Annotated in this window: 18 protein-coding genes; 12 read left to right on the top strand and 6 right to left on the bottom strand. The window is 64.9% G+C overall.

From position 1 onward, the window contains the following. From H8B02_RS09760 to H8B02_RS09730, 7 genes are all read left to right on the top strand, one after another. A partial coding sequence (locus H8B02_RS09760) for an SMP-30/gluconolactonase/LRE family protein (protein ID WP_512699906.1) occupies positions 1-716 on the top strand: 716 nt, incomplete at its 5' end. Beyond that, positions 713-2,251 carry a sugar ABC transporter ATP-binding protein gene (locus H8B02_RS09755; protein ID WP_229166052.1) on the top strand — a complete coding sequence of 513 codons (1,539 nt, stop codon included), beginning with the start codon at positions 713-715 and terminating at the stop codon, positions 2,249-2,251. The genes H8B02_RS09760 and H8B02_RS09755, both read left to right, overlap by 4 nt. A gap of 502 nt (positions 2,252-2,753) precedes the next feature. Next, complete coding sequence (locus tag H8B02_RS09750) at positions 2,754-5,069, top strand: bifunctional salicylyl-CoA 5-hydroxylase/oxidoreductase (RefSeq protein ID WP_229166051.1); 2,316 nt, start codon at positions 2,754-2,756, stop codon at positions 5,067-5,069. Beyond that, on the top strand, positions 5,066-5,845 hold the full coding sequence (locus tag H8B02_RS09745; protein WP_229166049.1) for an SDR family NAD(P)-dependent oxidoreductase: 780 nt from the start codon (positions 5,066-5,068) through the stop codon (positions 5,843-5,845). Before H8B02_RS09750 ends, H8B02_RS09745 begins: the two co-directional genes overlap by 4 nt. Positions 5,846-5,856: 11 nt before the next feature. Beyond that, the gene (locus tag H8B02_RS09740) at positions 5,857-6,696 is read left to right on the top strand and encodes an enoyl-CoA hydratase family protein (protein ID WP_229166048.1); all 840 of its coding nucleotides are present in this window, start codon (positions 5,857-5,859) and stop codon (positions 6,694-6,696) included. 1 nt (position 6,697) lies between these two features. Next, a complete protein-coding gene (locus H8B02_RS09735) occupies positions 6,698-7,093 on the top strand; it encodes a RidA family protein (protein ID WP_229166047.1) in 396 nt (131 codons plus the stop codon). 280 nt (positions 7,094-7,373) lie between these two features. Next, a complete protein-coding gene (locus H8B02_RS09730) occupies positions 7,374-8,615 on the top strand; it encodes a flavin-dependent oxidoreductase (RefSeq protein ID WP_229166046.1) in 1,242 nt (413 codons plus the stop codon). A gap of 201 nt (positions 8,616-8,816) precedes the next feature. On the opposite strand, the gene H8B02_RS09725 is transcribed toward H8B02_RS09730, so the two are convergent. Beyond that, entirely contained in the window at positions 8,817-9,269 is a 453-nt protein-coding gene (locus tag H8B02_RS09725; protein WP_092125312.1) for a cupin domain-containing protein, read from the bottom strand. Between the two features lie 21 nt (positions 9,270-9,290). After that, entirely contained in the window at positions 9,291-10,457 is a 1,167-nt protein-coding gene (locus H8B02_RS09720) for an ABC transporter substrate-binding protein (RefSeq protein WP_229166045.1), read from the bottom strand. Positions 10,458-10,750: 293 nt separating this feature from the next. Here H8B02_RS09720 and H8B02_RS09715 point away from each other — a divergent pair, with 293 nt between their 5' ends. The 3 genes from H8B02_RS09715 (at position 10,751) to H8B02_RS09705 (ending at position 13,868) form a co-directional block, all read left to right on the top strand. Then, entirely contained in the window at positions 10,751-11,245 is a 495-nt protein-coding gene (locus H8B02_RS09715; protein ID WP_024579672.1) for a MarR family winged helix-turn-helix transcriptional regulator, read from the top strand. A 3-nt stretch (positions 11,246-11,248) separates the two neighbouring features. Continuing rightward, positions 11,249-12,064 carry an alpha/beta hydrolase gene (locus H8B02_RS09710; RefSeq protein WP_229166044.1) on the top strand — a complete coding sequence of 272 codons (816 nt, stop codon included), beginning with the start codon at positions 11,249-11,251 and terminating at the stop codon, positions 12,062-12,064. Between the two features lie 160 nt (positions 12,065-12,224). After that, on the top strand, positions 12,225-13,868 hold the full coding sequence (locus tag H8B02_RS09705; RefSeq protein WP_229166043.1) for a benzoate-CoA ligase family protein: 1,644 nt from the start codon (positions 12,225-12,227) through the stop codon (positions 13,866-13,868). A 46-nt stretch (positions 13,869-13,914) separates the two neighbouring features. Here the strand turns inward: H8B02_RS09705 and H8B02_RS09700 are convergent, their stop codons facing one another. Then, positions 13,915-15,528 (bottom strand): DHA2 family efflux MFS transporter permease subunit, encoded by a 1,614-nt coding sequence (locus H8B02_RS09700; protein ID WP_376711632.1) that lies wholly within the window; start codon positions 15,526-15,528, stop codon positions 13,915-13,917. A gap of 8 nt (positions 15,529-15,536) precedes the next feature. Then, positions 15,537-16,724 carry an HlyD family secretion protein gene (locus H8B02_RS09695; protein ID WP_229166036.1) on the bottom strand — a complete coding sequence of 396 codons (1,188 nt, stop codon included), beginning with the start codon at positions 16,722-16,724 and terminating at the stop codon, positions 15,537-15,539. 156 nt (positions 16,725-16,880) lie between these two features. On the opposite strand from H8B02_RS09695, the gene H8B02_RS09690 reads away from it, so the two are divergent. Next, positions 16,881-17,591, top strand: a complete 711-nt coding sequence (locus tag H8B02_RS09690; RefSeq protein ID WP_229166034.1) for a TetR/AcrR family transcriptional regulator — start codon at positions 16,881-16,883, stop codon at positions 17,589-17,591. Further along, a complete protein-coding gene (locus H8B02_RS09685; RefSeq protein WP_229166032.1) occupies positions 17,591-17,980 on the top strand; it encodes a hypothetical protein in 390 nt (129 codons plus the stop codon). Before H8B02_RS09690 ends, H8B02_RS09685 begins: the two co-directional genes overlap by 1 nt. A gap of 55 nt (positions 17,981-18,035) precedes the next feature. On the opposite strand, the gene H8B02_RS09680 is transcribed toward H8B02_RS09685, so the two are convergent. Together H8B02_RS09680 and H8B02_RS09675 are read right to left on the bottom strand one after the other, a co-directional pair. Beyond that, a complete protein-coding gene (locus H8B02_RS09680) occupies positions 18,036-19,787 on the bottom strand; it encodes an ATP-binding protein (RefSeq protein WP_376711631.1) in 1,752 nt (583 codons plus the stop codon). A 103-nt stretch (positions 19,788-19,890) separates the two neighbouring features. Beyond that, positions 19,891-20,817 carry a LysR family transcriptional regulator gene (locus tag H8B02_RS09675; protein WP_229166030.1) on the bottom strand — a complete coding sequence of 309 codons (927 nt, stop codon included), beginning with the start codon at positions 20,815-20,817 and terminating at the stop codon, positions 19,891-19,893. Positions 20,818-20,940 lie beyond the last annotated feature (123 nt).

Below are 20,940 nucleotides of genomic sequence, written 5' to 3'. Positions count from 1 at the left end.
CGGTCACGGCGGCGCCCGATGGCCGCATCTATGCCGTCGAAGGCAGCGCCGGCCGCCGCCCAAGTGAGTGGCGGCACGATTTGATGGAGAAGCGCGCCGGCGGCCGCCTGATCAGCTGTGGCGCCGGTCTCGACAATCCGCAGGTGCTGCTGCGCGACCTGCCCTATCCCTATGGCGTGATGGTCTCCGCCGACGGCAACAGCCTGTGGCTCACCGAGAGCTGGGCGCATCGCGTCAGCCGGTTCGCACTCGCTAGCAACGGGCTCGGCCCGCGCGAGACCATCGCTGCCAACATGCCGGGCTATCCGGCTCGGCTGCATCCGGACGGCCATGGTGGGGTGCTGCTCGGCATGTTCGCGCGCCGCACCCATCTGATCGAATTCGTGCTCAAGGAAGACGATTTCCGCGAGGAGATGATGGCGACGATGCCGCCCGATTACTGGGTGGCGCCGGCGCTGGTCGGCGGCAGCGATTGCCTGGAGCCGATGCAGATCGGCAGCGTCAAGGCACTCGGTATCCAGAAGCCATGGGCGCCGCCGCGCTCCTATGGCCTGCTGGTGCGTCTCGATGCCGACGGCGAGGCCAGCGACAGCCTGCACAGCCGCGCCGGCGGCCGCTTCCACGGCATCACCGCGGCCTGCGCGACGCCTTCGGGCGTCGTGATCGCGGCGCGCGGCGCCGGACGGCTGCTGCGCTACACGGGAGAGCTGCGATGAATGACGGCGTGACGCAGGCTGTGACCGCGACCCAGTCCGCAACCCGCGAGCCGGTGCTGCAGATCAGCAACGGCTCGAAAATCTATGGCGGCGTCCACGCCATCGAGGGGGTCAATTTCGATCTCTATCCCGGCGAGGTGCATGCGCTGGTCGGCGAGAACGGCGCCGGCAAGTCGACGCTGTGCAAGGCGATCGCGGGCGCGATCAATCTCACATCCGGCGACTACCTGCTGGACGGCAAGCCCGCCAATTTCGAGCAGCCGCGCGACGCGCTCGATGCAGGGATCTGCATGGTCTATCAGGAGACCAGCCTGGTGCCGACCATGACCGCGGCGCAGAACATCGAGCTCGGCAATGAAAAACTGCTGACGCGCTTCCGCACGCTGAACATCCAGGCCCAGCAGCTGCTGCAGTCGCTCAACTTCCACGTCGATCCGGCGACGCCGGTGGCGCTGCTCGGCACCGCCAAGAAGCAGATGGTGGAGATCGCGCGCGCGATCTACAACAAGGCGCGCATCATCATCTTCGACGAGCCGACCGCATCGCTGACGCCGGAGGAGATCGTCCACTTCTTCCACCTGGTGCGTGACCTGCGCGCCCGCGGGGTCTCGATCATCTACATCTCCCATGCGCTGGAGGAATCGCTGCAGATTGCCGACCGCATCACGGTGCTGCGCGACGGCAAGCTGGTGATCACGGCGCCCGCCAAGCAGCTCACCCGCGACGCGCTGGTGCAGCACATGGTCGGGCGCGAGGTGGCGCAGGCGGTCTACGGCGGCAAAGCGAAGACCCATCAGCGCCGCGAGAAGGTGCTGACGGTCGAGAACGTCACCATGGGCATGGCGGTCAAGAACATGTCGTTCTCGGTCTATGCCGGCGAGGTGGTCGGCATCGCCGGCCTGATCGGCTCCGGCCGCACCGAGATCGCCAAGATCGTCTACGGCGCGTTGAAGCGCAACCTGGTCAATGGCGGCACCATCCGGCTGCGCGGCAAGCCGATCCGCTACCGCGTGCCGCGGCAGGCGATCAACGACGGCATCGCCTACATCACCGAGGACCGCAAGGCCAACGGCTTCTTCGAGACCATGGTGGTCGACGACAACGTCTATATCGGCAGCCTCGCGACGCGGAAGGGCTGGAGCTTCCTGCTGTCGCGCGCAAGGCGCAGCAAGCTCGCGAATTACTGGGTCGAGCGGCTCAAGATCAGCGCGCTGCAGCGCAAGGCCAAGATCATCGAGCTGTCCGGCGGCAACCAGCAGAAGGTGGTGCTGGCAAAGACACTGGTGCAGGAGCCGTCGATCATCTTCTTCGACGAGCCGACGCGCGGCGTCGACGTCGGCACCATCCCGCATATCCACGGCGAAATCCGCCGGCTCGCCGACGAGGGCAAGGCGGTGGTGGTGATCTCGTCCTATCTGCCGGAGATCCTCGCCGTCTCCGACCGCATCCTGGTCGCTCGCACCGGCCGCATCGTCGCCGAGTTCGACGCGGCCGACGCGACGCAGGACAAGATCCTGTACGCCGCGGTACATTGAGGTCGCACGGCGCGGTCTCTCCACGTCGTCATTCCGGGGCTCGCGAAGCGAGAGCCCGGAATCCATTGCGCCGCGCATGATGCGGCTTGATGGATTCCTGGCTCAGCCGTTCGGGCTGCCCCGGAATGACGAGTAGATGGGCGCGTCCCGGCGCCGAATTGCCCGACGGCCTCGGCGCCCTGTCACGAAGAGACGAGAAGTGAAGCGCGCAGGCGCCATCGCGCCGCGCGTATGCAGACGCGTCGGCCACCGCTCGAGCAACAGACTCGGTGTCGTCCCTGCGAGAGCAGGGACCCATAGCCGCCGATTACTGTTGGTTTGCAGCGCTGGGGCCACAGTTCATTTCAACAACCAAGGCCTGGGGTTATGGGTCCCTGCGTTCGCAGGGACGACGATTGTGGGTGGGCGACAACCACCCTTGACAATTATTTTAAGTATAAAATAATATGCCGTATCGGCTGGCGGGAGAACCGACCCCGGCCGAAGCCAACGGGAGAACGCCATGCGCATCGTTTGCATTGGAGGCGGGCCGGCCGGGCTCTACTTCGGCATCCTGATGAAGATGCTGGATCCCGCGCACCAGATCTCCGTGGTCGAGCGCAACCGGCCCTACGACACGTTCGGCTTCGGCGTGGTGTTCTCCGATGCGACCATGGACAACATGCGCAAATGGGACCCGGTCACCGCTGACACGATCGAGCAGGCCTTCAATCACTGGGATGACATCGAGGTCCTGATCAAGGGCCGCCGCATGCGCACCACCGGGCACGGCTTCGTCGGCATCGGCCGCAAGCGGTTGCTCAACATCCTGCAGGCGCGGGCCGAGGAGCTCGGTGTCGAATTGATCTTCGAACGCGAGGTCAATTCCGATCTCGAATTCCCAGACGCTGATCTGATCGTGGCGTGCGACGGCGTCAACTCGAAGGTCCGCGCCAAATACGCCGAGACCTTCCAGCCCGACATGCTGATGCGGCCGAACCGCTATATCTGGCTCGGCACCAACCGCCCGTTCGATGCCTTCACCTTCGACTTCCGCAAGACCGAGCATGGCTGGTTCCAGTCGCACATCTACAAGTTCGAGGAGGGCGCGGCGACCTTCATTGTCGAGACCACCGAGGAGGCGTATCTCGCCCACGGCCTCGACAAGATGGATCAGGGAGAATCCATCGCGTTCTGCGAGAACGTCTTCGCGGAAATCCTCGAGGGGCACCATCTGGTCTCCAACGCGCGGCATCTGCGCGGCTCGGCCTGGCTGTCGTTTCCGCGGCTGATCTGCGGCAAGTGGACCGCGTTCAACGGCAACAGCCATGTCGTGCTGATGGGCGATGCCGCCCACACCGCGCATTTCGCGATCGGCTCCGGAACCAAGCTCGCGCTGGAAGATGCGATCGAGCTGACCAACCAGTTCAAGACTCACGGCGCGACCAAGGACGGCATTCCGGCCGTGCTGTCGGCTTACGAGGAGCTGCGCCGGGTGGACGTGGCGCGAATCCAGAACGCCGCGCGCAACGCGATGGAATGGTTCGAGGTGGTCGGCTCGCGCTATGCCGATACGCTCGAGCCGGAGCAGTTCATGTATTCGCTGCTGACCCGCTCGCAGCGCATCAGCCACGAGAATCTGCGGCTGCGCGACAAGACATGGCTCGAAGGCTATGAGCGCTGGTTTGCCGAGCGCAGCGGCGTGCCTGCCACCAACGAGCGCGTCACGCCGCCGATGCTGACGCCGTTCCAGATCCGCGGCCTGTCGCTGCACAACCGGATCATCGTCTCGCCGATGGCGATGTATTCGGCCGAGGAGGGTGTGCCGAACGATTTCCATCTGGTGCATTTCGGCTCCCGCGCGCTCGGCGGCGCCGGCCTGTTGTTCACCGAGATGACCTGCGTCTCGCCGGAGGCGCGGATCACGCCCGGCTGCTGCGGCCTGTGGAATGACGCGCAGGCGGCGGCTTACAAGCGGATCGTCGAGTTCGTGCATCGCAATTCGCAAGCCCGGATCGGCATCCAGCTCGGCCATGCCGGCCGCAAGGGCTCGACGCGGGTCGCGTGGGAAGGCATGGACGAACCGCTGCCGGACCATAACTGGCCGCTGGTGTCGGCCTCACCGGTGCCTTATCTGCCCGACGGCCAGATCCCGGAGCCGATGAGCCGGGCTGAGATGGACGAGGTGCGCGACCAGTTCGTTGCCGCCGCCAGACGCGCCGCTAGCGCCGGCTTCGATATTCTGGAGCTGCACTGCGCCCACGGCTATCTGCTGTCGAGCTTCCTCTCGCCGCTGACCAACCGCCGCACCGATGACTATGGCGGATCGATCGAGAACCGCGCGCGTTATCCGCTGGAGGTGTTCCGCGCCGTTCGCGCGGTGTGGCCGGAGGACAAGCCGATGTCGGTCCGCCTGTCCTGTCACGACTGGGCCGAGGGCGGCAACACGCCCGAGGATGCGCTGGCCTTCGCAAAACTGTTCAAGGAGGCCGGTGCCGACCTGATCGATTGCTCCTCGGGCCAGGTCTGGGCCGACGACCATCCGATCTATGGCCGGCTTTACCAGACGCCGTTCGCCGACAAGATCCGCAACGAGGTCGGCATCGCCACCATCGCGGTCGGCGCGATCTCGGAGGCGGACCACGCCAACTCGATCATCGCCGCCGGCCGCGCCGATCTCTGTGCCATCGCGCGGCCGCATCTCGCCGATCCGGCCTGGACGCTGCATGAGGCTGCGAAGATCGGCATCAAGCAGGTCGCATGGCCGAAGCAGTATCTGTCGGGCAAGTCGCAGTACGAGGCCAATCTCGATCGCGCAGCCGCAGGAGTGAAGGCATGACACGCTTCTGGCCCAACGCACATGCGCTCGTCACCGGTGCCGGTTCCGGCATCGGCGCGGCCACGGCGATCGCACTCGCAAAGGCCGGCGTGCGCGTCAGCATCGCCGGACGCCGGATCGATGCGCTGAAGGCGACGGCTTCGTTGCTCGGCAAGAACACGGGTTCTGTTGTCGCGATCGATGTGACGGATGAGGCTGCGGTGACTAACGGGGTCGCGCAGATCGAGGCCGAGGCCGGCCCGATCGATATTCTCGTCAACAATGCCGGCAAGGCCGCGAGCGCGCCGTTCGACAAGACGAGCGTGGCGCTGTGGGCGGACATGCTGGCAAGCAATCTCTCCAGCGTGTTCCTGGTGACGCATGCGGTGCTGCCGGGGATGGCGCAGCGCGGCCGCGGGCGCGTGATCAACGTGGCCTCGACGGCGGCCCTCACCGGCTACGCCTATGTCTCCGCCTATGTCGCCGCAAAGCACGGCGTCGTCGGCCTGACGCGTTCGCTGGCGCTGGAGTACGCGCGGCGCGGCGTCACCATGAATGCGGTCTGTCCCGGCTATACCGATACGCCGCTGGTGGCGGATGCGGCCGCCAACATCGTCGCCAAGACCGGGCGCAGCGAGCAGGAGGCGCGGGCTTCGCTCGCCAAGGTCAATCCAATGCAGCGGCTGGTCACGCCGGAGGAGGTCGCCGACAGCATCCTCTGGCTCGCATCTGAAGGTGCATCGTCAATCAATGGACAAGCCGTCGCGGTCGCCGGCGGCGAAGTCTTTACCGGGTGAAGGAACACATCATGTCCGAGATGGAAGCAAAGCTCCGTCCGTTCAGGGATTATCCCGCAAAGCACTTCCGCTGGTCGACGGATGCGAGCGGGCGCGTCGCGACGATCACGCTGAACCGGCCGGACAAGAAGAACGCGCTGACCTTCGAGTCCTACGAGGAGCTGCGCGACCTCTTCACCAACCTCAAATATGCTTCTGACGTTCGCACCATCGTGCTGACCGGCGCCGACGGCAATTTCTGCTCCGGCGGCGACGTGTTCGAGATCATCGAGCCGTTGACGCGGATGGCGATGCCGGACCTGCTCGCCTTCACCCGGATGACCGGTGAGGTGGTGCGCGCGATGCGCAAATGCCCGCAGATCATCGTCGCCGCGATCGACGGCATCTGCGCTGGGGCCGGCGCGATGCTGGCGCTGGCGTCCGACCTGCGGCTCGCGACGCCGCAGGCCAAGACCGCGTTCCTGTTCACCCGCGTCGGCCTTGCCGGCGCCGACATGGGAGCGTGCGGATTGCTGCCGCGCGTGATCGGGCAGGGCCATGCCGCCGATCTGCTCTACACCGGCCGCGCGATGAGTGCCGACGAAGGCTTTGCGTGGGGCTTTCACAACCGCCTGGTGCCGCCGGCGGAGCTCGCCGCCGCCGCGCAGGAGCTGGCGCGCTCGCTTGCGGATGGACCGTGGTTCGCACATGGCGTGACGAAGACGATGTTCAATCAGGAATGGGCGATGGGCGTCGACGAGATGATCGAGTCCGAAGCGCAGGCGCAGGCGATCTGCATGGTGACGGGCGATTTCCGCCGCGCTTTCGAGGCCTTCGCCGCCAAGCAGAAACCCGCCTTCGAGGGCAATTGAGATGATCGAAATCCTGCAACCGGACGGATGGCCGAAGCCGATCGGCTACGCCAACGGCATGGCCGCGCGCGGCAAACAGATTTTCATCGCCGGCCAGATCGGCTGGAACGGGCAATGCGTGTTCGAGAGCGATGACCTCGTGGCGCAGATCGGCCAGACCCTGCGCAACATCGTCGCGGTCGCCGCCGCCGGCGGGGCCCGGCCCGAGCACATCGTGTCGATGACCTGGTACCTGCTCGACCGCAAGGAATATTCCTCGCGGCTGAAGGAGATCGGCGCGGTCTATCGCGACGTGATCGGCCGGCGCTTTCCGGCGATGACCGCGATCCAGGTTGCGGGCCTGATCGAGGATCGCGCCAAGGTGGAAATCCAGGCCATCGCCGTGGTGCCGGATTGATCGGAATGCACTGTCAGACCCGTCACCCTGAGGTGCTCGCACAGCGAGCCTCGAAGGGTGAACGGCCCGGCTGGTGGCCGTCGACCCTTCGAGACGCCGCTTCGCGGCTCCTCAGGGTGACGGAAATGGATCGGAGTATGCTGAGCCAATGTTAAGGCTAAGCCCAATCATCGCAGGCCGGTCCAACTCCTGGGCGACCAAGCCGCTTGCGGCCGGGCGCGGGGCCGTGCGATCCTACGCGAAAGTGTAAGACGTCCTGTTGTGAGTGGAGTAAGGGACGATGAAGGCGATTATCGTCGGAGGCGGAATCGGAGGCCTCACCACTGCGCTGATGCTGCGCTCGCGCGGCATCAGTTGCGAGTTGTACGAGCAGTCCGAGACGATCCGCGAGCTCGGCGTCGGCATCAACACGCTGCCGCATGCGATCCGCGAGCTGGCGGGGCTTGGTCTGCTCGACAAGCTCGACGAGGTCGCGATCCGCACCTTTGAGCTGTTCTATCTGACACGGCATGGCCAGCAGGTTTGGCACGAGAAGCGTGGGCTCGATGCCGGCCACGACGTGCCGCAATTCTCTGTTCATCGCGGCCGCCTGCAAGGCGTGATCCATCAGGCGGTGATCGATCGGCTTGGCGCGGATGCGATCCGCACTGGCTGCCGGCTCGGCTCGTTCACGCAGGATGAGGGCGGTGTGTTCGCCTATTTCTTCGATCGTGCTGGCAGCCATGCGCACACCGCGCGCGGCGACATCCTGATCGGCGCCGATGGTATCCACTCAAAGGTGCGGCAGACGCTGTTTCCGGACGAGGGCGGTCCCTGCTGGAACGGGCTGATGCTGTGGCGCGGCGCGACCGACTGGCCGGCCTTTCTGACCGGCCGTTCGATGATCATCGCCGGTGGGTTGAACGCCAAGGCCGTGATCTATCCGATCGCCCCGGGATCGAGCCCGGCGAGCCGCCTCACCAATTGGGCGGTGCTGGTGCGGATCGGCGACGGCTCGTCGCCGCCGCCGCGCCGCGAGGGCTGGTCCAATCTCGGCCGGCGCGACGAGATGATGCCCTATGTCACCAGCTTCACGATTCCGCAGGTCGACTTCGCCGGCCTGATCAACGCGACGCCGGAGTTCTGGGAGTATCCGTGCTGCGACCGCGATCCGCTGCCATACTGGTCGAGCGGCCGCGTCACGCTGCTCGGCGACGCCGCGCATCCGATGTATCCGGTCGGTTCGAATGGCGCGTCGCAGGCTATTCTCGATGCGAGGTGTCTGGCCGACATGCTGGCGCGATCAGAACATCCGCGACAGGCGCTGGCGGCCTATGAACGGCAGCGGCTGCCGATGACCGCGGACATCGTCGCCTCCAACCGCCGCGGCGGCCCCGAGGGCGTGATCGACGCCGTCGAGCAGCTCGCGCCGCAGGGTTTTACCGACGTCGACACCATTCTCAATTACGAAGCGCGCGAGGCGATCGTGCGCGGCTATGCCGCGAAGGCCGGCTTCGCCGCGCGCGTGGTGGCGCGGCAGTAAGAAGGACTCCGGGAGGAGAGCGCACCAGTCCCGAGGCTGCAGCCCCTCATGGTGACGCAGCGCGCAACACTCGATCCGTCACCCTGAGGAGGCCGCAACGCGGCCGTCTCGAAGGGTCGACGGCCACCAGTGGGGCCGTGCATCCTTCGAGACGCGCTACGCGCTCCTCAGGATGACGGGGGAGAGCAACCGGCGCCGATGCTACGCCGGAGGCGGCGGCAGGAAGTGGATGTTGTGCTCGGCGGCGAGCCGTACCACGTCGTCCGGGTTCTGCTCCTTCATGTTGTGGATCGCCCAGAACAGGTCGTAGAGCCTGCGGGTCGGCGACACCCAGAACAGCGTCTTGGCCGGCTGCTGCGACTTGTTGAAGATGCCGTGGGGCTTGCCCGCCGGCAGGCGTACCAGATCGCCGGGCGTTGCCGATTCATCGGCGCCGTCGAGCATGAAGTCGAGCTTGCCCTCGAGGATGTAGAGGTATTCGTCCTGGTCGGGATGGATATGCGGCGGGACGAAGGTGCCCGGCGGGAAGGTGGCGTGCCAGGAGAAGGAATGTTCGGTGCGGCTCTTCGGCACATAGGTCTGGCCGAGGATGCTCCAGGAAATGCCCTGGATGCCCTCATTGGCGCGGGTGATGCCGGCGATCTCGTCTTTCATGTTTGTACTTCCTCCTGTGAGCTACTTGGCCGCGCAGTCCTTGGCGTAGCGGTCGCCATAATTCGAAAACACCTTTTCGACGATCTCGGTCTGGAATTTGCCGTCAGGCCGCTTCGCGACCTTGGTGAGGTAGAAATCCTGGATCGGATAGCCATTGTTGTTGAACTTGAAGTTACCGCGCAGCGAGGTGAAATCGGCCTTCCTCAGCGCCGCCGCGACCGCGTCCTTGTTGGAGAGATCGCCCTTCACGGCCTTGACTGCGCTGTCGATCAGCAGTGCCGCGTCATAGGCCTGCATGGCATAGGTGCCGGGCACGCCGTTGTAGGCCGTTTCATAGGCTGCGACGAACTTCTTGCTCTGCGGATTGTCAAGGTTCGGCGCCCAGTTCGCGCCGCCGAACATGCCGACCGCAGCGTCCTGCTGCGCGGGCAGGGTGGATTCGTCGACGGTAAAGGCGGAGAGCACCGGCACGGTCGCGCCGGCCTGCTTGTACTGTTTCACGAGATTGACGCCCATGCCGCCCGGCATGAAGGTGAACAGCGCGTCCGGCTTCAGCGAGGCGATCTTGGAAAGCTCGGGCTGGAAATCCAGCGTGTTCATCGGCGTGTAGGATTCCTCGACGATCTCGCCCTTGTAGTCGAGCTTGAAGCCGGCGACGGAGTCGCGGCCGGCCTGATAGTTCGGCACCAGCAAATAGACGCGCTTGTAGCCGCGGTCCTGCGCCACCTTGCCGAGGACCTCGTGCACCTGATCGTTCTGGTACGACGTCACGTAGAAGAACGGGTTGCACTCCTTGCCGGCGTAGCTGGAGGGGCCCGCATTCGGGCTGATCAGGAAGGTCTTGCTCTCGGTGACCGGGCGGTGGATCGCCTGCAGGATGTTGGAGAAGATCGGACCGACCACGAAATCGACTTTGTCGCGCTCGAGCAGGCCGCGCACCTTGACCACCGCACTGTCGGGCTTGAGCTCATCGTCGGCGTTGACGATCTCGACATCGCGGCCGGCCATCTTGCCGCCGAGGTCCTTGATCGCGAGCGCAAAGCCGTCGCGAACCTGCTGGCCAAGCGCTGCGGCTGGTCCCGAGGTCGTCACCAGCACGCCGATCTTGATCTTCTCCTGCGCGATAGCCGGGGTCACCGCGATACCCACCAGCGCCGCCAACCCCATCAGCTTCGTCAATTGCTTCATGTCTCTCCCCCAACCACCGGCTTGCTGCCTTTGCCTCAACGCAATTGGCCTCAGCTTAGTCTGACGCGCGCGACCGCTGCAAGCGATGTGGCATTGCGTCAGGGCGACCGCCGCGCTCCATGCAGGTGTTGCACATGCAAGCGTCGCGCCAATTGCTTGAAGTTTAAAGAAATTGCAGGATCGGCCGGGCATGTCGGGCTGGATTCGCAATTGTCCTTGCGGGACGCCGCGAATTGCTTGAAGCTGAAAGCAATCGGTCCGACCGAAACCTGCCGCGGAGGCACGATCGCCGCATGATCCTCGATTCCGAAACCAAAGCCGTCGAACTGCCCGACGATCACGGCACCGAGCTCAGGCTGTGGCTGCGTCTCTTGACCTGCACCACGCTGATCGAAGGCGAGGTGCGCAGCCGGCTGCGTGAGAAGTTCGATGTCACGCTGCCGCGCTTCGACCTGATGGCCCAGCTCGACAAGGTGTCCGACGGCATGACGCTGTCGGACCTGTCGAAGCGGATGATGGTGTCAAACGGCAACGTCACCGGGCTGGTCGAGCGCCTGGTCGAGTCCGGCCATCTCGATCGCCGCACCTCGGAGACGGACCGCCGCGTGCAGTTCATCCGGCTGACCAAGCTCGGCCGCGCCGAGTTCCGCAAGATGGCGGCCGAGCACGAGAAATGGATCGCCGATATCTTCGGCGACCTGTCGCCGAAGGATATCCGCGAGCTGATGCGGCTGCTCGCCAAGGCCAAGGGTTCGGCCCAGCGCTCCGCCAAGGCGAGGACCGCTTAAGCCGTGAGCGAGGTCGATTACGAGGTCGAATACAACAACCGGGCGCGGGTGCCGGAAAACCCGGCGCTGATGGCCGGCTGGGCGAGGGACTCCGCGGCCTATCGCGAGCAGCACCCGCCGCGGCGACTGACCTATGGACCTGGAAGCCGCAACGTCATCGATCTCTTTGAGGGCGATCGCGACGGACCGCTCGTGGTCTTCATTCACGGTGGCTACTGGCAGGCGCTCGACGGCTCGTCATCGAGCCACTGCGCGCGGGGCCTCAACGGCCAGGGCGTCAGCGTCGCGGTGCCGAGTTACGACCTCTGCCCCAATGTGACAGTCGCCGACATCATCGGCGAGATGCGCGCGGCGTCACGCGAACTGGCGAAGCTCGGCCGGTCGCTGGTCGTGTCGGGGCATTCCGCGGGCGGGCATCTTGCCGCGTGCATGCTTGCGACCGATTGGCAGGCCTACGATGCGTCGCTGCCGAAGGATCTGGTCAGGGCTGCTTACGCGATCTCCGGCCTGTTCGAGCTCGAGCCGCTGGTCGGCACCTCCATCAACAAGGCGCTTGGCCTTGACCGCGACGCAGCACGGGCGGCGAGCCCGCTGCTCTGGAAAGCGCCCGCAGGCGCGACGCTCGATGCGGTGGTCGGCGGCGACGAGAGCGCCGAATATCACCGGCAGAGCCAGACCATCGCTGATGTCTGGGGCAAAGCGGGCGTGGCAACGCGGTTCGGCACCGTGCCCAATGCCAATCATTTCACCGCCATCGCACCGCTCGCCGACCCGGACTCGGCGATGGTCGCGCGGCTGAAGCAGCTTACGCAGATCTGAGGTTTGCAGGACCGCGCGATTTCCACCCTTGCGCCAAATTATTTTAAGTATAAAATGATTGGTGATTGGAACGCTGCCGGGCGTCCTCGATACTGGTCTTCTCGATGTTGATCTTGATGTTGGTCTTGGCCTTTCTGGATGGAAAGCGAGGGGCAATCGAATGTCAGGTGAATTTCCCGGGCTCGGCCCATCCGGGCATGTCGACGATTTCGCGCGGCGCAACCTGCCGCCATCAGCGCAATGGCCGCAGCTGCTGCTCGACCGGCCCGAATTCAGCTATCCCGACTATCTCAACGCCGCGGTCGAACTGACCGACCGCATCGTCGAGCAGGGCATGGGCGATCGCATCGCGCTGATCGGCAATGGACGCCAGCGCACCTACAAGGAGTTGACCGATTGGTCGAACCGCCTGGCGCATGCGCTGGTGGAGAATTACGGCGTCAAGCCCGGCAATCGCGTCCTGATCCGCTCGGGCAATAACCCGGCGCTGGTCGCGGCCTGGCTCGCGGCGACCAAGGCCGGTGCTGTCGTCGTCAACACGATGCCGATGCTGCGCGCCGGCGAACTGGCAAAGATCGTCGACAAGGCCGAGATTGCGCTGGCGCTGACCGACAGCCGCATCGCGGACGAGCTGGTGGCCTGCGCCAAGACCAGCAAATTCCTCAAGCAGGTCGTCAATTTCGACGGCACGCAAAACCACGATGCCGAGCTCGACCGGATCGCGCTGAACAAGCCGGTCAAGTTCGATGCGGTGAAGACCGGCCGCGACGACGTCGCGCTGCTCGGCTTCACGTCGGGCACGACCGGCGAACCCAAGGCGACGATGCATTTCCACCGCGATCTCCTGATCGTGGCGGACGGCTATGCCAGGGAAGTGCTCAAGGTGACGCCGGACGACGTGTTCGTCGGCTCGCCGCCGCTCGCGTTTACGTTTGGCCTCGGCGGGCTCGCAATCTTCCCGCTGCGCTATGGCGCCACCGCGACGCTGCTGGAGAACGCGGCGCCGAGCGAGATGATCCGGATCATCGAGACCTACAAGGCGACGATCTGCTTCACCGCGCCGACGGCTTATCGGGCGATGATGGCCGCGATGGACAAGGGTGCCGATCTGTCGTCGTTGCGGCTCGCGGTCTCGGCCGGCGAGACGCTGCCGGCGCCGGTGTTCGAGAGCTGGACGAAGAAGACCGGCAAGCCGATCCTCGACGGCATCGGCAGCACCGAGCTGCTGCACATCTTCATCACCAACCGCGCCGGCAGCGCCGTCGCCGGCACCACGGGCACGCCCGTTGCGGGCTACCAGGCCAGGATCGTCGACGACGACATGAACGAGCTGCCGCCGGGCCAGGTCGGCAAGCTGGCGGTGCGCGGCCCGACCGGCTGCCGTTATCTCGCCGACTCCAGGCAGACCAAGTATGTCCGCGATGGCTGGAACATCACTGGCGATGCCTTCGTCAGCGACGAAAACGGCCGGCTGTCATTCGTGGCGCGCGCCGACGACATGATTATCTCGGCCGGCTACAACATCGCCGGTCCCGAGGTCGAGGCCGCGCTGCTCGGCCATCCCGATGTCGCGGAGTGTGCCGTGATCGGCGCGCCTGACGAGGAGCGGGGACAGATCGTCTCGGCCTTCATCGTGCTGAAGCAAGGCGCGCGCAGCGACGATGTCGAGGTCAAGGCGTTGCAGGATCACGTCAAGGCGACGATCGCACCGTACAAATATCCCCGCGCGATCTCCTTTGTCGAAGCGCTGCCGAAGACCCAGACCGGGAAGATCCAGCGCTTCAAGCTGCGCGAGGCGAGCTGAGAGGGGACGACGGCCGCCGGCCGTCGCCCCGGAGATCAACGAGAGATCAATGCGCCGCGCCACCGCCGGCGGTGTTCTTCGGCTTGCCGGTCAGCACGATCGCGATCGCGGCAAGCACCAGCACGACGCCGATCACCGCGAAAGCGTCGCTGAAGCCGAGCACCAGCGCCTGGCGCTTCACAATATTGCCGATCGCCACGATTGCCTGGCTGTGTGCGGTCGCGGGGTCCGAGATGCCGTGGCTCAGGAAGTAGTTGGTGACCTCGGCGATCCGCGTGCGCACCTCCTCGCGGCCCAGATGCACGGATTGGCCGATGATGTTGGAGTGGAACTGCTCACGCTTGGTGACGATGGTGCTGAGCAGCGCGGTGCCGATCGCGCCGCCGAGGTTGCGCATCATGTTGGAGATGCCGGAGGCGGCAGGTGCATCCTGCGGCGCAACGCTGCCGAGGCTGATGGCGGACAACGGTGCCAGCGTAATCGCCTGCCCGACCGCGCGAACGATGTTCGGATAGAAGAACTGGTCGCCGGAATAGTCGAGGGACATCTGGATGTTCATGAAGGAGGAGACCGCGAACAGGATCATGCCGGTGAAGGCGATGAAGCGCGGATCGAAGCGCTGCATCAGCTTCGGCACCAGCGGGATCAGGATCAGCTGCGGCAGGCCGGTCCAGGCCAGCACCTGGCCGATCTGCTCGGCATTATAGCGCTGCACCTGGCCGAGATAGGCGGGCAGCAGGTAAACCGAGCCGAACAGCGCGAACCCGACGAACACCGCCGAGATAGTGCCGAAGCCGAAGCTGCGCTGAGTCAAGAGCCTCAGCCGGAGCAGCGGTTTCTCGACCACGAGCTCGATCCAGACGAACAGGGTCAGGCTGACGGCGGCGATCACCGCAAGCTTGACGATGAAGGGCGAGCCGAACCAGTCGTCCTTGTTGCCTTCCTCGAGCACGGCCTGCAGCGACGCGAGGCCGATTGCCATCGTGATGATGCCGAGCCAGTCGCCCTCGCGCAGCAGATGCAGCTGCATCGGCTGGCGTTCCAGGGTGAAAGAAAGGGTGATGACCATCACCGCGGTCGGAATCACGTTGACGAAGAAGATGGTCTGCCAGCCGTAATTCTCGGTCAGGTAGCCGCCGATGGTCGGGCCGATCGCCGGCGCAAAGGTCACGGCGAGCGCGAACATCGCAAGGCCGATCGGCTGCTGCACCTTCGGCAGCTTGGTGAAGACAAGCGTGAAGGCCATCGGGATCAGCACGCCGCCGAAGAAGCCCTGCAGGCCGCGCATCGCGATCATCGACGGCAAATCGTGGGTGAAGGCACAGGCGACCGAGAAGATCGCAAACAGCGTGGCAAAGCCAATGATGATCTTGCGGAACGAGAACACCCGGCTGAGAAAGTCGGTCAGCGGAATGACCACGATCTCGCCGATCAGATAGGACGTCGAGATCCAGGAGCCGTTGTCGACGCCGGTGCCGATGCCGCCCTCGATGTTGAGCAGCGAGGCGTTGGTGATCTGGATGTTGAGGATCGCCATGAAGGCGCCGATCATCGCGGCGACGATGGAAATCCAGACGGCCATGCTGGCGCGGTTGGGGTCGACTGCTGCGGCTACTGCGCGAGGCGCAGCAGTCGGGGAGGAGAGCGCGAGGTCGGACATGACATCACCTATTTGAAAGAGGCGACAGCGAGCTTGGGCGAGGCGCTGGAGCGCGGAGTTTCCTCGGCGGGATGCGACAGCGTCGCGATGGAGGGGATCACCGACATGCCCGGCCGCAGGTCGACATTGGTTGCGTCGAGCACGATCTTCACCGGGATGCGCTGCACCACCTTGGTGAAGTTGCCGGTGGCGTTGTCGGGCGGCAGCAGCGCGAACTCCTGGCCGCTGGCCGGCGCGAGGCTGTCGACATGACCGCGCACGACCTGACCGGGGAACATGTCGACCTCGATCTCGACCGGCTGGCCCTTGCGGACATTGGTGAGCTGCGTCTCCTTGTAGTTCGCGATCACATAGGCGCCGGTGGCCGGCACCAGTGACATCAATTGCGTGCCGGCCTGGACGAACTGGCCGGTGCGCAGGGTGCGGTTGCCGACCACACCGTCGATCGGGGCGATGATGGTGGTGTAGCCGAGATTGAGCTCGGCCTGATGCTGGAGCGCGGTCGCCCGTGCCTGCGCCGCGACGGCCTGGGCGATGTCGGCCTTGAGCAGTTCCACCTGGCGCTCTGCGGAGGCGAGGTTTGCGGTGTCGCGGGCGATGGCGGCCTGTGCGCTGGCGTAGCGAGACTGCGCCTGCTGCGCGTTCTGCACGCTGCCGTAGCCGGTGCCGGCGAGGTCGGTGTAGCGCTTGTTCTCCTGCTCGGCGAAGGTCTGGTTCGCGGTATCCACGGCGAGCGTTGCGCGCGCCGCTTCGATCACCGAGCGCTGCACGTCGAGCTGCGCGCGCTTGCTGGTGATCGCAGCTTCGGCGGCGGCGACGTCAGCCTTCGACTGATCAAGCGCGACCTTGAAATCCCGCTCGTCGATCCGCGCCAGGATCTGGCCGGCGCGCACATGTTCATTGTCGCCGACCAGCACCGCGCTGAGATAGCCTGACACTTTCGGTGCGATCGTGGTGTTGTCGGCCTTCACATAGGCGTCGTCGGTCGAGACCTGAAAGCGGCCGACCGTCCAGTAGTCCCAGCCATACCAGGCGCCGCCCGCGAGCAGGGCGAGGGCTGCGCCGGTCATGAGCAGGCGGCGAAGCTTGCCCTTGGCGGCGGCGGGCTTGGCCGCCTCCGGATTTGCGATCAACTGCTTGGCGGTCTCGGCCGGAACCTGGCTCTCGGCCTTGAAGGACGTTTCGTGCTGGCTCATGGCAGGCGCTCCTGATCGTTCTATCCCGCTGGGAAACCGTAAGAATTTGGATTTCGGCGGCCCGAGATAATTAGGAAACTTGATGTTTTCCAAAATAGAGCCCATATTGGGACTGTCAATAGAATGACAGTCATCATCTAAAAGCATGGCTCGCGGATGAACCGGAATGATAAAGACCAGACAGAGCAGACCACGCCGGCGCCGGAACGGCGCGGCCGCGGGCGGCCACAGCTTCGTTCCGACGACGAGACGCGCGCGCTGATCTATGAGGCCGCGCGCCGTGAGTTCTCGGCGCGCGGCTTCGCCGCGGCCAGCATCGCCGACGTGGCCTGCCGCGCCGGCGTCTCCACCAAGACGCTCTATCGGTTGATCCCGACCAAGCTGGCGTTGTTCGAAGGCATGGTGACCGACCGGGTGGACCGGTTCGTGTCCATCGTGAATCTCGGCGCCTGCGATGGCCGCAATGTTGCGGCGGCCCTGGAGGCCGCGCTGCTGACCTGCGCCGAGCTCATTCTCGATGCCGAGGTCATCGCGTTGCAACGGATCATCCTGGCCGAGAGCGACAAATTCCCTGACATTGCCGAGACGTTCTATGAAAAGGCCATGCAGCGCTCGATCGCCGCGCTGACGAATTGGCTGGGCGTCCAGCAGCGGCGAGGGCGGATCGTGCTGGATGACACCGAAGCCGCAGCGGGCATGCTGCTCGGCATGTTCGTGTTCAAGCCGCAGCGCGACGTCATGTTCGGGCACAAGCCAGTGCCGACGCACAGCGAGATCAAAGCTCGCGCCAAGGCCTGTGCTGCGCTGTTCCTATCCGGATGCGCCGTGCCGGCCGACCGGGCCAACAAGCAGAGCGGAGGCGTGTGATGCCGGAGCCGGCCGCGACCTTTCCTGTCGAGGCGCAGATCGCGAGCGACGGCCAGGGCAAATGCGAGGACGTGCTGACGCGCTGGATGGCGGCGCTCAATCGTTACGACGCGTCCGCCATGGACGCACTGATGCACTTCCCGCATGTGCGGATCGCCGGCGGCGTGGTCACGGTCTATCAGCCGCCCGGCAACAATCCGATGGACCTGTTCGAGCGGTTGCGCAAACAGGATGGCTGGCATCACAGTGCCTGGAACGAGACCAAGCTCGTGCAGTCTTCACCAGCGAAAGCGCATTACGCCGTCCGCTATACGCGCTACCGCGAGGACAGATCGGTCATCGGGGTCTACGATTCTCTCTATGTGCTGAGCCTGCTCGGCGGCGCCTAGAAAATCCAGAGCCGCTCGAGCTTTGGTCCCTGAGCAAGCCGCGCTACAAGCCGCGTTACTTGGCCGCCACCGCCGATGCGGGAGGCTGCGTCAGCACCTGCCGGATCATCCGGGCGAGATCGGCCTTGCGATAGGGCTTGGGTAACAGCGTGACGTCCGGGTCGAGACGGCCGTGATGGATGATCGCGTCCTCGGTATAGCCGGAGGTGAAGAGCACGCGCACCGAGGGCAGCTTGGCGATCACGGCATCGGCCACCTGCCGGCCGTTCATGCCGCCGGACATGATGACGTCGGTGAACAGCACGTCGCAGACGAAGCCTTTCTCGACTGCAGCCAATGCCTCCGGACCGTTGGCGGTGACCATCGTGTGGTAGCCGAGCTGCTCCAACTGGGCGGCGACGTAATTGCGGACCAGCGGATCGTCCTCGACGACCAGGATGGACTCGTGGCCGCCACGCGTGTCGACCGGGGCGGGCGGTTCGACGTCGACCATGTCGCCCGTGCTGCGCGGCAGATAGAGCTTGATCGATGTGCCGTGACCTTCTTCGGAATAGATCTTGAGATGCCCGTCGGACTGCTTGATGAAGCCGTAGACCATGCTGAGCCCAAGGCCGGTGCCCTTGCCGGTGTCCTTGGTGGTGAAGAACGGTTCGAAAACCTTGTCGCGAATTGCCGCAGGGATTCCGTCTCCGGTGTCGCTGACTGCGACCATCACATATTTACCCGCCCGCACATCCGGGTTGGCGGCGGCATAAACCTCGTCGAGGATGACGTTGCTGGTCTCGAGCATCAGCTTGCCGCCATCGGGCATCGCATCGCGGGCATTGACGGCGAGATTGAGCAGCGCGGTCGCCATGTGATTGGGGTCGATGAAGGCCGTCCAGGCGTCGGGTTCGAGCGCGGTATCGATTTCGATCTGCTCGCCGAGCGAGGGGCGCAGCAACCGCGCGGTGTCCTGCACCAGCGTGTTGAGATTGGCTTCACGCGGTTGCAGTGGCTGCAGCCGCGAGAAGGCCAGCAGGTGCTTGGTCACTTCGGCACCGCGAAATGCCGCGTCGGTGATCATCTTGGCGACAGACGATAGCGCGGCATCATGTTCGACGGCCTCTGCGAGGATGTCGATCAGGCCGGTGATGACGGTCAGGATATTGTTGAAGTCGTGGGCTATGCCGCCGGAGAGGTGCCCGACCGCCTCCATCTTCTGCACCTGGCGCAGCTTCTGCTCGGTTTCGAGCTGTTCGCGCGCGGCCTCGACCTCGCGGGCGCGCATGAAGATTTCAGCCTCCATCTGTTCGGTGCGCTCGCGCAGCCGGTCGGTCAGCTTGTCCTGCTCGGCGCCGCGCTGCTTCAGCTGAATGAAGCTGGTGACGTCTTCGACCCGATGGATGATGTAGATGAACTGTCCGGTCGGCCCGAACACCGGCGTATTGCGCGGGCTCCAGTAGCGCTCTTCGAATCCGCCGCCCTCCGACTCGGGCTTGCGGATATCGTATTTCTGCACCGACATGGTGTCGGGGCGGCGGAACTGGACCACGCGCTCGAGTGAGGCGCGCAGGTTCCGCACGCCGTCGGCAGCAGGATCGTCCGGATTGTCGGGAAAGATCTCGAACAGGTTGCGCCCGAGGACCGCCGCGCGCTCGGTCCTGGTGGCGCGCAGATAGGCGTCGCTTGCTGCCACGATATGAAAGTCGGGCTGGGTCAGCACCAGATAAAGGCCGGGCGCCGCCTCGAATAACGCCTTGAAGTCAGGCATCGGCGGGGACTGGTTTTGCAGTGCATCCTCCCTCGCAGGGATACGGTCCGCCACTGACCGCACTCAAGATGTGACATGCGTTCGCGGGAACTTCAATGCTTAACATACGGCGTTAACTCGATTTTTTCGATCGAACGGGCCTCCCGGCAGCGCGCGGTTAGCGCGAATTCGGCAGATAGCGCCAACCCTCCTTGCCCAGGAAGTCCAGCATGGCCTGCGCGGGCGGCAGCAGGATCTTGTCGGTGCGCCTGATTGCGTGCCACTGCCGGACGATCGGCAGGCCCTTCACCTTGAGCACCACCAGGCGGCCATCCTCCAGTTCATGGAACACCGTGTGCTGGGAAATGAAGGCGATGCCGAGCCCGGCCATCACCGCCTGCTTGATGGTCTCGTTGCTGTCCATCGCCATGCCGAGCTTCGGCTCCAGTCCGACCCGCTCGAAATATTGCTGCATCAGCATCCGCGTGCCCGATCCCTGCTCGCGGGTGATGAAGGTTTCATTGGCGAGTTCCGATGTCGCGACGTGCCGCCGCCGCGCCAGCCGATGATCGGGTGCGGCGATGATGAAGTGCGGATGTCGGCCGAGTGGCTTCATCTCGACTTCGACATCGGCCGGCGGCCGGCCCATCACCGCGATGTCGAGATCGTAGCCGCGCAGCGCGTCGCGGATTTCCTCGCGGTTGCCGATCCTGAGAGTCACTTCGATCTTGGGAAAGCGGCGTGAGAACGCAGCGATCGCGAACGGCACGAAGTATTTCGCGGTCGAGACCGCGCCCATCGCGACGCGGCCGCCGCTGCGGCCGGCGATCATGTCGAGCGACTGCTCGCAGTCCTTCAGCGCCGCCTCGATCCGCCCGATGAGCGCCAGCACATGCGCGCCGGCATCGGTCAGCGCCATGCCGTCGCCGGTGCGCTGGATCAGCGGCAATCCCGCGAGCGCCTGCAGGTTACGGAGCTGCAGCGTCACCGCCGGCTGCGTCAGGTTCAGCTGGTTGGCCGCCGACGTGATCGAGCGGGCCGCGTGCACGGCCGACAGCGCGCGCAGCTGGCGGATGGTGAGATCCCGCGAGAAGTTGCCGGCCATCAGAGCTCCATAAGAAATACTTTGCCCAGACCCAAGATAATGAAATTTCCCTAATTGGGCAATTCGCGCGTTGATAGGCCGAAGGCGACTCCGCTGCGGTCGCCTCTCGATACCTCGGGACAG

Source organism: Bradyrhizobium altum (genome assembly GCF_020889705.1).
Lineage (GTDB): Bacteria > Pseudomonadota > Alphaproteobacteria > Rhizobiales > Xanthobacteraceae > Bradyrhizobium > Bradyrhizobium altum.
Note: the sequence above shows the minus strand (reverse complement) of the source record. Positions and strands in the feature narration are given on the sequence as shown.